The sequence below is a fragment of the Frischella japonica genome, assembly GCF_014489845.1.
GTDB classification, from domain to species: domain Bacteria; phylum Pseudomonadota; class Gammaproteobacteria; order Enterobacterales; family Orbaceae; genus Frischella; species Frischella japonica.
The window spans coordinates 342,894-356,222 of sequence record NZ_JABURY010000006.1; the positions used below are offsets into that span (position 1 = coordinate 342,894).

The 13,329-nt window shown below is 36.0% G+C and carries 7 protein-coding genes; 6 read left to right on the forward strand and 1 reads right to left on the reverse strand.

Features of this window, described 5'->3' with window-relative positions; translation table 11 throughout:
• Positions 1-6: 6 nt before the first annotated feature.
• The 6 genes from FcAc13_RS02945 (at position 7) to FcAc13_RS02970 (ending at position 12,696) form a co-directional block, all read left to right on the forward strand.
• Positions 7-1,968: a bifunctional 2',3'-cyclic-nucleotide 2'-phosphodiesterase/3'-nucleotidase gene (locus FcAc13_RS02945; RefSeq protein ID WP_187754699.1), complete on the forward strand. Its 1,962-nt coding sequence runs from the start codon at positions 7-9 to the stop codon at positions 1,966-1,968.
• Positions 1,969-1,987: 19 nt separating this feature from the next.
• Complete coding sequence (locus FcAc13_RS02950) at positions 1,988-3,289, forward strand: pyrimidine-nucleoside phosphorylase (protein WP_187754700.1); 1,302 nt, start codon at positions 1,988-1,990, stop codon at positions 3,287-3,289.
• A gap of 830 nt (positions 3,290-4,119) precedes the next feature.
• Positions 4,120-5,442: a chromosome partition protein MukF gene (gene mukF / locus FcAc13_RS02955; protein ID WP_187754701.1), complete on the forward strand. Its 1,323-nt coding sequence runs from the start codon at positions 4,120-4,122 to the stop codon at positions 5,440-5,442.
• On the forward strand, positions 5,423-6,211 hold the full coding sequence (mukE, locus tag FcAc13_RS02960; RefSeq protein ID WP_187754702.1) for a chromosome partition protein MukE: 789 nt from the start codon (positions 5,423-5,425) through the stop codon (positions 6,209-6,211). Before mukF ends, mukE begins: the two co-directional genes overlap by 20 nt.
• 2 nt (positions 6,212-6,213) lie before the next feature.
• Positions 6,214-10,620 (forward strand): chromosome partition protein MukB, encoded by a 4,407-nt coding sequence (mukB, locus tag FcAc13_RS02965; RefSeq protein WP_187754703.1) that lies wholly within the window; start codon positions 6,214-6,216, stop codon positions 10,618-10,620.
• Between the two features lie 486 nt (positions 10,621-11,106).
• Entirely contained in the window at positions 11,107-12,696 is a 1,590-nt protein-coding gene (locus FcAc13_RS02970) for a hypothetical protein (RefSeq protein WP_187754853.1), read from the forward strand.
• An 84-nt stretch (positions 12,697-12,780) separates the two neighbouring features.
• Here FcAc13_RS02970 and FcAc13_RS02975 read toward each other — a convergent pair whose 3' ends face one another.
• Entirely contained in the window at positions 12,781-13,272 is a 492-nt protein-coding gene (locus FcAc13_RS02975; RefSeq protein WP_187754704.1) for a YajQ family cyclic di-GMP-binding protein, read from the reverse strand.
• Between the last annotated feature and the right edge of the window lie 57 nt (positions 13,273-13,329).

Consider the following 13,329-nt stretch of genomic DNA (forward strand, 5'->3'; position numbering starts at 1 on the left):
TGGAATATGACAACACTCAAATGGGGTTTATTTGCTTCGCTGTTTATTCATGTTGCTTGTGCCAATACCGTCGATCTGAGAATCTTAGAAACATCAGATATCCACGCTAATATGATGGATTATGATTTTTATAAAGATGATTATACCCAACGATTTGGTTTTACCCGAACGGCTTCATTGATTCGCAAGATGCAAAATGAAGTCAAAAATAGTGTATTAGTGGATAATGGTGATTTAATTCAAGGTAGCCCAATGGCAGATTGGGCATATAGCAACTATTTAAATGATCTAAACGATCAGCGCACTCATCCTGCCTATAAAGCGTTAAATGCAATGCATTATACGGTTGGAGGTTTAGGGAATCATGAATTTAATTATGGTTTGGATTTCTTGAATCGTGTTTTAGCTGGAGCAACATTTCCATACATAAATGCTAATATTTTTGATGTAAAAACGGATAAACCTTATTTTAGACCATATGTTATCATTGATACATTAGTTATTGACCGTGATGGTAAGCCACAGCATTTGAAAATTGGTTATATCAGTTTCGTTCCTCCACAAGTCATGGAGTGGGATAAAAATAACCTTTCTGGCAAAGTCTATGCCAAAGATATTACCGAAACTGCAAAACTATTTGTTCCAAAGATTAAGGCGGAAGGTGCTGATGTGATTATTGTGATCGCTCATTCAGGCTTATCTTCAGAACCTTATAAATTAATGGCAGAAAATTCAGTTTATTACTTAAGTACAGTCAAAGATATTGATGCAATTTTATTTGGTCATACTCATAGTATCTTCCCTGGTAAAAATTTTAATAATATTGCTGGAATTGATAATCACAATGGTCTGGTAAATGGTATCCCAGCGGTAATGCCAGGACAATGGGGAGATCATCTAGGTGTGATCGATCTTACACTTGAACAGCGAGAAGGTCGTTGGCATGTGATACAATCTAAATCACAAGCTAAACCAATATTTGATACAATTAATAATAAGGCCTTAGTTGATCCCGATCAATCGGTTAGAGCAGTATTAGTTGATGATTTTAAACAAACACGTCACTATATGGGGCGCATTATAGGAGAATCATCCGATGATCTCTTTAGTACGTTAGCATTGGTGCAAGATGACCCGACTATTCAGCTGATTAATAATGCGCAGATCGATTACGTTAAATATTACATTCAAGGTGATCCTGATCTAGCCAATTTACCCGTTATTTCCGCTGTTGCTCCCTTTAAAGCTGGTTCTCGTAAAAATGATCCAACCGCTTATATAGAAATACCAAAAGGAAAATTAAGCGTTAAAAGCGTCGCCGATCTTTATGTTTATGCTAATACTTTAGCTGCAGTGAAAATTAATGGTACAAAGCTTAAAGAGTGGTTGGAATGTAGCGCAGGGCTATTTAATCAAGTTGATATTCAAGATACTCAACCACAATACCTAATTAATTGGCAAAAATTTCGCTTATATAATTTTGATATTATTGATGGGGGAATTGGTTATGAAATTGATATTACACAACCACCACGTTATGACGAAAATTGTCAACTTATTAATCCAAATTCGCAAAGGATTAAAAATCTTACCTTTAATGCGAAACCAATTGATTCAAAACAAAATTTTATCTTAGCATCCAATAATTATCGCGCTTTAACCGGAATATTCCCTGGGTCAGGTGAGCAAAATATTGTGATTAACTCCCCCGATCCAGTTAAAGAAATTTTGGCACGTTATATCGAAAAAGTTACCCTACAGCAAGGAAAAGTGGAAGTACAACCTGATAATAATTGGCGATTAAGACCAATCACTAGTCCAGTGATACTAGATCTAAGAATTGAAACATCGCCAACATTAGAGGCAAAAGCGTATATTGACAAACATGCACAGTACCCAATGTCTTATCTTAATAACGACAGTGTGGGTTATGCTGTTTATCGTATTAATTTACAAACCGAAAATTAGTTTACAGAGGATATAATAAATGAGAATGGTAGACATTATTGCCAAAAAACGAGACGGGCATGAACTTACCACGGCAGAGATTGATTTTTTTATTCAAGGTTATACAGCGGGTACCATACCCGATTATCAAGCCAGTGCATTAGCTATGGCTATCTATTTTCAAGATATGACCGACCGTGAACGCGCAGATCTTACTATGGCAATGGTTCATTCTGGGGAAACCATAGATCTTTCTGGCATTAAAGGGATTAAAGTTGATAAACACTCAACCGGAGGTGTGGGTGACACAACAACCTTAGTATTAGCGCCGTTGGTAGCTGCGTTGGATATTCCTGTGGCAAAAATGTCGGGACGTGGGCTTGGTCATACAGGTGGTACAACGGATAAATTAGATTCAATTGCAGGTTTCCAAACGGAAATCAGTAAAGAAGATTTTATTCGTTTAGTTAATACCGATAAAGTTGCGGTAATTGGTCAAACAGGTAATTTAACACCAGCCGATAAAAAATTATATGCATTACGTGATGTCACAGGCACAGTCAACTCAATTCCACTTATTGCAAGTTCAATTATGAGTAAAAAAATTGCCGCTGGTAGTGATGCAATTGTATTGGATGTGAAAACCGGTGCAGGGGCCTTCATGAAAAATATTGCAGATGCTGAACAGTTAGCACATGCGATGGTTAAAATCGGTAATAATGTTGGTCGACGCACTATGGCTATCATTTCCGATATGTCACAGCCACTTGGTTATGCGATTGGCAACGCCCTAGAAGTGAAAGAAGCCATTGATACTTTAAAAGGTCAAGGTCCAGCAGATTTACATGAATTGGTACTCACTTTGGGAAGTCAAATGGTAGTATTGGCTAATGGCGCAAAAACCTTAGCGGAAGCCAGAGAACGATTAGAAGAAGTCATGCATAATGGTAAAGCCATCGAAAAATTTAAAGTGATGCTAAAAAATCAAGGTGGTGATCCTTCAGTAGTGGATCATCCGGAAAAGTTACCCGAAGCCAAGTATAAAATTGATCTGCCAGCTAAACAAACTGGCTATGTGGCCGAAATTGTTGCCGATGAAGTGGGCGTTGCTGCGATGCAATTAGGTGCTGGTCGAGCCACAAAAGAAGATAATATTGATGTTGCTGTAGGTATTATCATGCACAAAAAAGTTGGCGATCATGTTGAAACAGGTGAATCATTATTAACCATTCATACTAATCGTGAAGATATCAACGCAATCAAGCAAAAATTGTATGAGAATATTAAAATTGCTGATCATGCAGAAAGAATCCCATTAATTTATTCAGTGATAACTGAATAAAAATATAAAATTGATTTATGTATAATAACTGTATGTGGTTATTTATTTTTAATTAAAATTTATACCCGGTTAATTTTTGTTACAATTGTTAATCGGGTCTGTTGTTTAATAATTTGAGTTGACTTAAAATTTCCGCCATTCAATAAGTAAGATTATTCACTTGCCTAATAAAATATATTAAATCATTTAGTTATATTGTTTGTATTATGTCTATTCAAATAATATTCGATCACTTTTAAACTCACTAACGATTGACCGTTTGATAAATTATTACTCATGTTTTTTTATATAGTATTGCTTTATAAGCAATATACATAAAGTCTTCGCAACTTAATTGTGATGATCATAATTAGACTAAATCAAAAGATAAGTAATACGATAAAGTGATAAGAGTGGCTAAGTTTAAAATTTTGTGCTCTTGAAAGTGAACTTTATCATAACGTCTAAATCACTATTATCGGATTGATTAGTCTTTTTCTTTCAAAACTCTTCCAGAAATGATGATCAGTGATGTTTACAAGAGGATTATGCCTTTGAAGAATAAGTCATTAAGACCGATGATAACGCAAACTATGATAAACAAGAGAAAATTATTAGTAACATAAATGTCAACCTGATGTTGACTACCAATTTAGAAAGTGATGATTTATGAAGTTTAAATATCAGAGTTTTCAATTAACGTTGTGTTGTACCCCAACAATCCCATTACAATTTATTTACATTTGTTATATAATTAATGATATTTAAGTTTATTACACAACACTTCTCAAACAGATAATAATAACGTTGTTTTAAGCTAGTTAATTAACCGTTTGCTATCAAGGAAAACTATGACTGATTTTTCTCAATCAGTGCCAGAACTCGTCTCATGGGCAAAAAAAAATGATTTTTCGATCTCACTACCTGCGGAAAGATTAGCTTTTTTATTAGCCATTGCCGCCCTTAATGGAGATCGGTTTAATGGTGAAATGAGTGAAGCTGAATTAGTTGATGCATTTCGCCATGTTTCTAAAGTGTTTGCGCAGAGTAATGATACTATAATTGTGAGATCGAACAATGCTATCAATGACTTAGTACGTCAACGTTTAATTAATCGTTTCACCAGTGAAATAAGTGATGGATTAGCCATTTATCGACTTACTCCACTGGGGATTGGTATTACAGATTATTATATTCGTCAACGTGAGTTCTCTTCTTTAAGATTATCCATCCAATTGTCGATTGTGGCACAAGAGCTAAAAAGGGCCGCTGATGCCGCATTAGAAGGGGGAGATGAATTACATTGGCATCGGAACATATTTGCACCATTAAAATATTCAGTTGCCGAGATTTTTGATAGTATTGATATGACGCAACGCATTATGGATGAGCAACAAACTGAGGTAAAGCAAAATATTGCTGCCTTACTGAGCCAGGATTGGCAATCAGCAATAGCGAATTGTGAACGTTTATTATCAGAAACTTCCCTAACTTTACGTGAATTACAAGATACCCTTGAAGCCACCGGCGATAAATTACAAGCAAGCCTATTGTTAATTCAAGATGCTACATTAGGTGATCCCACACTTGAAAAAATTAGTAATGTGGTCATCGATCTGCAAGGCAAACTTGACCGTATTATGAGTTGGGGACAACAAGCGATTGATTTGTGGATTGGTTATGATCGCCATGTTCATAAATTTATCCGTACAGCAATTGATTTAGATAAAAATCGTGTTTTCTCACAACGACTGCGTCGTTCTATTCAAAGTTATTTCACTGCGCCATGGGCATTAACCTATGCTAATGCAGAACGATTGTTAGATATGCGTGATGAAGAACTTGCTTTACAAGATGATGAAGTAATGGGTGAGTTGCCTTCAGAACTGGAATTTGAAGATATTAAACAAATTCAAGAACACATCATTGCTCATATAGAACAAAATCTATTGGTTTTTAAAGAAAAGCAACTACCGCTAGATATGAGTAATGCTATTCATAGTTATTTAACACAATTCCCGCGTGAACAACATTTCGATGTTGCCCGTTTATTTATCGATCAGGCGATCCGCCTTGGGATTGCCGAGGCGGATTTAGCTGGTTTACCTGCTAAATGGAAACCAATCAACGATTATGGAGCTAAGGTACAAGCACATGTCATCAATAGATATTGAACAACTTGATCAAGCGCATAGTGCTGCGCGTAATGAGGGGATTAATCGAGCTAATATTTCATCTCAAGCTTCGATTGAAAAATATATGCCAGTCAAATTGGCACAGGCGATTGCGGCACCATTATTTCCTGAATTAGATAGTATATTGCGTTCAGGACGTCATATTGGCATTGATGATCTTGATAATCATGCTTTTTTAATGGATTATCAAACTGAGCTGGAATTATTTTATCAACGTTATAATGTGGAACTTATTCGTGCACCAGAAGGTTTTTTCTATTTGCGACCACGTTCAACTACATTGATTCCTCGTTCAGTATTATCTGAATTAGACATGCTAGTGGGTAAAGTATTGTGTTACCTCTATTTGAGTCCAGAAAGATTGGCTCATGAAGGAATCTTTAGCTTACAAGAGTTGCATGAAGAGTTAATCGCATTGTCAGATGAAAGTAAATTATTAAAATTAGTTAATCAACGTTCCACTGGGTCAGATTTAGATCGACAAAAATTATATGACAAAGTGAAAACATCACTTAATCGCCTACGTCGATTAGGGATGGTGTTTTTTATTGTCGGCAATGACAGTAGTAAATTTCGGATTAATGAAGCGATTTTCCGTTTTGGGGCTGATGTTAGAAGTAATGATGATATGCAAGAAGCGCAACTGCGCTTAATTCGGGATGGTGAAGCAATGACGATTGAATCGTCGTTATCTTTAACTGATGATACCAATGATTTAACAGATGCTAATGACGAGACGGAGGAATAATTATGATGAAACACGGTAAATTTCGTTCATTAACATTAGTTAATTGGAATGGTTTTTTTGCTAGAACGTTCGATTTAGATGAGTTAGTTACAACTTTATCAGGAGGTAATGGGGCTGGAAAATCTACCACCATGGCGGCATTTGTCACGGCTCTAATCCCCGATTTAACCTTACTCCATTTTAGAAACACTACCGAAGCAGGGGCAACAGGAGGGTCACGTGATAAAGGATTACACGGTAAATTACGCCCAGGTGTATGTTATTCACTTTTAGAAACAGTTAATTCACGCCAGCAACGAATTATCTGCGGAGTTAGATTACAACAGATCGCAGGACGTGATAAAAAAGTTGATATTAAACCTTTTATTATTCAGGGTGTAGAACATAGCATTGTACCGATAGATTTAGTTACCGCTCGAATTGATGAACGTCAGGCTCGAATATTGTCGTTAGCCGAATTAAAAGAGAAGCTAGACAATATCGAAGGTGTCATTTTTAAACAGTTCAATTCCATAAGTGATTATCATTCATTAATGTTTGATTTTGGGATTCTACCTAAAAGGTTACGTTCACCATCTGATCGCAGTAAATATTATCGTTTAATTGAAGCCTCATTGTATGGCGGTATATCAAGCGCAATTACTCGTTCATTGCGTGATTATTTATTGCCAGAAAATAGTGGTGTGCGCAAGGCATTTCAAGATATGGAAGCGGCATTGCGCGAAAATCGTATGACATTGGAAGCGATACGAGTGACACAGTCAGATCGCGATTTATTTAAGCATTTGATCACCGAATCAACCGATTATGTGGCTGCTGATTATATGCGCAATGCTAATGAACGTAAAACACATGTTGAAATGGCATTAATGTTACGTCGTGATTTGTTAACCACAAAGCAGCAATTGAACCATAATCAATATCGTCATGTTGAAATGGCAAGAGAACTACAAGAAAGTAGTGAAGCGCAATCTATATTGGAAATGGATTATCAAGCGGCTAATGATCACCTTAATCTGGTACAAACTGCTTACCGACAACAAGAAAAGATCAACAATTATCAACATGATTTGGATGATCTGAACGAAAAGTTACTTGAGCAGGGTGAAATTGTTGCCGAAACTAATGAACAATATTTAATTTATCAAGAACAAGCCCAAGCCACTGAACAAGAAGTTGATGAGATCAAGACCCAACTAGCTGATTATCAACAGGCATTAGATGTTCAGCAAACTCGTGCTATTCAGTATCAACAAGCTTTACAAGCATTAGAAAATGCTAAACAACTTTGTGCTATGCCAGATTTAACGGTAACAAATGTTGAAAAATATTTTACGATGTTTAAAGCGCAAGAAGAGCAAATAACGGAAACCGTATTACAACTGGAACAAAAACTTGGTGTGGCAGATGCCGCAGTTAATCAGTTTGATCGCGCTTATCAACTCGTGACTAAATTGGTTGGCGAGGTAACGCGGAGTGAAGCATGGCAAGTGGCAAAACAGGCAATGCAAGCTTGGCCCTCAATGCAATATCAAGCACAAAACGCTGAGATATTGCAATTACAATTAGCAGAGTTAGAACAACGTTTTCATCAACAAAAAGATGCCGAAACGTTATTACAGCAATTTTGTAAGCGAATTGGTCGTCAAGTCAATTTTGATGAATTGGATGAGGTTAAATTCACATTGGAAGCGTCGCTAGATGAAAAAGCGACTATGGCAACTGAATCGAGTGAAAAACGCATTGCCATTAAGCAAGAATTAGAACACATTCAACTACAAATGGCTGATTATCGCCAAAAAGCACCGAATTGGTTAAAGGCTCAAGATGCATTAATGACTTTGTGTGAACAAATCGATTCGTCATTATCTGACAGCCAGCAAGTTACCCAATATCTGCAAAAACTATTAGAGCAAGAACGTGAGTTAACCCAAGAGCGCGATAGAGTAGTACAGCGTCGTGATGAATTAGATAAATTTATTAATCAATTAAATCAACCTAATGGTTCTGATGATGGCCGTTTAAGTGCCTTAGCTGAGCGATTTAATGGGGTATTACTTTCTGAAATTTATGAAGATGTTACTATTGAAGATGCCCCTTATTTTTCTGCATTATATGGACCATCTCGTCAAGCAATAGTTGTGCCAGATTTAAGTCAAGTTAAAGCTCAGTTAAATAATTTAGATGATTGTCCAGATGATCTTTATTTTATTGAAGGTGACCCATCATCTTTTGATGACAGTGTGTTTGATAATGAAGAATTAACTAACGCCGTTTTAGTCAAAACCGGTGATCGGCAGTGGCGTTATTCACGTTTTCCACAGGTTCCATTGTTCGGTCGTGCAGCACGTGAAAAACATTTAGAAAAGTTAACTCACGAACGCGATGAATTGCATGAACATTATGCTAGGTTATCGTTTGATTTACAAAAAATTCAACGCATTGAACAAAATTTCAGTCAGTTCGTTGGTCAACATTTAGCGGTTGCTTTTGAAGTTGATCCAGAGGCGGAAATCCAAAAATTAACGGTTCGCCGTAATGATATTGAGCGTGATTTTAATCAGCAACTGATTGTTGATCAACAAAATCAACAACAGGTGACTGAAATCAAAGAACAGCTTAATTTAGTAAATAAACTATTATCTTATTTGCATTTATTAGCTGATGAAGAATTGGCTGATCGTATCGATGAATTGCGCGAACAAGTGCTAGAAGCTCAGGATGCGGTAAATTATGTGGTTAAAAATCAACAATTGATTGTTGAACTTGAACCATTAGTGAATGTGTTACAAAGTGATCCACAACAAAATGATAATTTGCATCAACAATACGATCAAACTATCCATCAACAACGTAAGATTAAGCAACAAATATTTGCATTAACTGAAGTGATACAACGCCGAGTACATTTTAGTTATGCTGATTCAGCCGGTATGTTAACAGAAAATTCTGATCTCAATGAGCAGTTACGTCATCGCTTAGAAATTGTAGAACAAGATCGGCTTACAGCACGTAATAAAATGCGCGACGCCCAGGAGAAATACAATCAAAGCCACCAGACTTTAGCATCGCTAAAAAGTGCCTATGATACTAAACGGGCTGTTCTGGAGGATTTAAGGCAAGAGATTGAACAGATTGGCGTTAAGGCTGATGAAACTACCGAAGAACGTGCTCGTCATCGTCGTGATGAGATACATCAGAAAGTTAATCAAAATCGTCAACAGTGTTCATCACTTGAAAAACAAATTGTTATGTGTGAAAACGAAATGACCCAATTACAAAAGAAATTGCGTCAAGTTGAAAAAGACTATCAAGCACAACGAGAGCAGGTTGTTCAAGCAAAAATTGGTTGGTGTATTGTATTACGTTTAGTGAAAGATCATCGTATCGAACGTCGTTTGCATCGCCGTGATCTGGCTTATTTAAGTGGTGATGAATTACGTTCAATGTCGGATAAGGCATTAGGTTCATTACGTTTAGCCGTTGCCGATAATGAACATTTACGAGATGTTTTGCGATTATCTGAAGATTTAAAACATCCTGAACGTAAAATTCATTTTTATATTGCCGTTTATCAGCATCTGCGTGAACGCATTCGTCAAGATATTGTGAAAACTGATGATCCCATTGAGGCGATTGAACAAATGGAAATTGAACTTAATCGCCTAACCGAAGAGTTAACCACTCGCGAACAGCAACTAGCAATTAGTTCAAAGAGTGTAGCCAATATTATTCGTAAAACAATCCAACGCGAACAAAACCGTATTCGTATGCTTAATCAAGGTTTACAGGCAGTATCATTTGGTCAGGTCAACGGGGTTCGTTTAAATGTAAATATTCGTGAAGCTCATGCTACTTTATTAAGTGCTTTGTCTGATGAACAAGAGGGACATCAAGATCTGTTTACCAGTAACAAAATGACATTTTCAGAAGCATTGGCAAAATTATATCAACGTTTAAATCCACATATCGATATGGGGCAACGTACTGCTCAAACTATCGGTGAGGAACTACTTGATTATCGTAATTATCTTGATTTAGATGTAGAAGTAAATCGTGGTGCAGATGGTTGGTTACGGGCCGAAAGTGGTGCGTTATCCACTGGTGAGGCAATTGGTACGGGGATGTCAATTTTATTAATGGTGATTCAAAGCTGGGAAGAAGAATCAAAACGATTACGTAGTAAAGATATTTTACCATGTCGTTTACTTTTTCTTGATGAAGCAGCACGGCTTGATGCCAAATCAATTGCGACATTGTTTGAATTATGTGAAAAATTGGCAATGCAGTTAATTATCGCAGCACCTGAAAATATTAGTCCTGAAAAAGGAACCACCTATAAATTAGTGCGTAAAGTGGTTAACAATCATGAGTATGTTCATGTGGTTGGTTTAAAAGGTTTTGCCTAATAGAAGATGCCTCCAATAGGCATCTTTTTTATTTGCAACATCAATATCAGTGATTAAATATATCATTAACATATTTTACTTTGTTAAGCATTGTTTCATTAAATGGTAGTTATTTTTGAAAATCTGGCTTGAGGATGATGTGACAATTAAGCGTATTTTTAAAATTAGATATAGCGAACCATTATCTTTAATTGATTATTGCGCTAAGACTTGGCTATTTAATCATTGTTAATAATATTAGATTGTATAATTTAATTTGGTTGTCATCTTTTTTCTTGATTTTACGCAATTTTTAGGAAAAAAATAATCGTTTCAAAGTTTTTTTAAACATATCTTTACATAAATAATTTCTAGATTTTAAATTGTTATTTTATAATTTTTAAACATTAATAATATTATCTTTTATTAAAAAAATAAAAAATAGTCAGTAATAATAAAAAAAAACAATCATATAACATTAACAAGTATTCAAGGAAAGATAAAAATATGATACAATATGGTCTTAAATCGGGCATCGGGCATCGGGCATCGGGCATCGGGCATCGGGCATCGGGCATCGGGCATCGGGCATCGGGCATCGGGCATCGGGCATCGGGCATCGGGCATCGGGCATCGGGCATCGGGCATCGGGCATCGGGCATCGGGCATCGGGCATCGGGCATCGGGCATCGCTTAGTTAAAAAACTATCATTTTTTGATAAAACAGCATTTTGGTTTAAACTTTTAGTATTATCTGTTTTATGGATGGTGAGTTATTATAGTCATGGTATTTTGTCAAATACATCCCAAAGATCCATTATGGGTAATGCTCCAGAAATTATCGTCCTTCCTTCTTTACTCAATTCATTTGGTTTTACTATCAATAATGAATTTTATAGTCAAAGTAACAATAATATTGCACAAGATATGATTAAACTCGTTGATGGTAACTTAACTTTCAATGATTTTAAGCAGCAAGATATACATGCATTATTGGCGAATTTTGATATTGCACAACATTATTATGATCAAGAAGGCGATCCAGTTGATTTAACCGAACCATTCACTATACAATCTGTTAAACATATTTGGTATGACAATAAAGATCAACAGATTCCTGAAAGTGATTTTGGTAAAATTATTGGTTGTGGTAGTGGGTATTCCATGCCATTAAAACTAAATATTAAAGTAACGGTTTCAACACAATCGCAGTTTGGTTCCCCTAGACAGAGTGAACCAGTAACGCTGAGTAAATCTTACCAAATTGCTCCAATATCAGAATTATGTTATGCGAAACCTAATTCAATGATTGTGAAACCTGATAAACAATGGGGTGGTGTTGATAAAACCACTGATACTTATTTTTGGAATCAAGCAAAGTATGCTATGCGTGATTCGTTAACTGGGGGAGGTTATACTCAGGACTTTGTTCCCAATTATGGATTTAAAGCTGAGCCAGTTTTATCTGATAAAAAATTTCCAACTACTGGATTTCCGGGAGCAAAATTTCAATTAGTGATGACTGGAGCCCAAACTGACTATCGTTTTGAGCTTTTAAATAATCAAGGACAAGCTGTAACGATTGATCAAAATGGTATGGTCCAATTAAATGCTAAGCCTAGTGGTGCAATAAAGGTACGAGCAACATTGTTAAGAGATGATTCAATAATGCATGATTATGTATTTAATCCCACTAATCCTTGGATTGAACCACAAGATTTCAGGAGTAATTTTGACGATACTCTAGGGAAATGTGGTGGATTGCAATATATGTTAACTATGGAGGAATTAACTAATTCACCACGATATGAGGTAAAGGCAAACGTACAAGATTCAGGAGATACTGTACTAATATTATCTAATACTTATACACGGGAAATAGGCAATTCTGTTCTTGGGGAATGGGGATGGACGACAAAAACAACTTACCCCGATTCACAATGGCAAGATTATTCTATGCCTTTTAAAAGTCGATATTGGACAACGAAAATCAATGCTTATTTGATGACTGGGTACGTGGTACATAATCACGATGGTTTTGTTGGCGCCTTTTTATTATATGATGATAGATTGGGATATGCTGTTTGTAAAAAATAGTGCATTTTGTCTTTATAGCCAATAGTTAAATATTAAAAGTCGTGTAGTCAGTTATCTGCACGACTTTGATTATAATTAATTCTATTAATCTCTAAAATTATTAAATTGAAAAGGCTGGCCAAGATCTGCGCCCTTTATTAATGCAATAACGCTTTGTAAGTCATCACGCGCTTTACCAGTAACGCGCACTTGCTCGCCCTGAATTTGCGCTTGCACCTTGAGTTTACTATCTTTAATTAATTTCACGATTTTTTTGGCAAGTTCTTTATCAATCCCTTGTTTAAGTTTAACGTTAGTAGAATAAGTTTTTCCACTGTGTTCTAACTCTTCGGATATATCTAATGCACCGCCATCAATACCACGTTTAGCGAGTTTATCTCGAAGAATATCAAGTAGTTGCTGTACCTGAAAATCCGATTCACTCGATACTTTGATGGTTTCATTTTTTTCATTTAATTCAAAAGAAGCAGGAATATTGCGAAAATCCCAACGGGTGTTTAATTCACGGGTGGCATTTTCAACACCATTACGAACCTCAGGCATATCAATTTCTGAAACAATATCAAATGAAGGCATGATTTACTCCCATAATAAACGTCGCTACTAGAGCGACGAAAAAACTGATTAATTTAC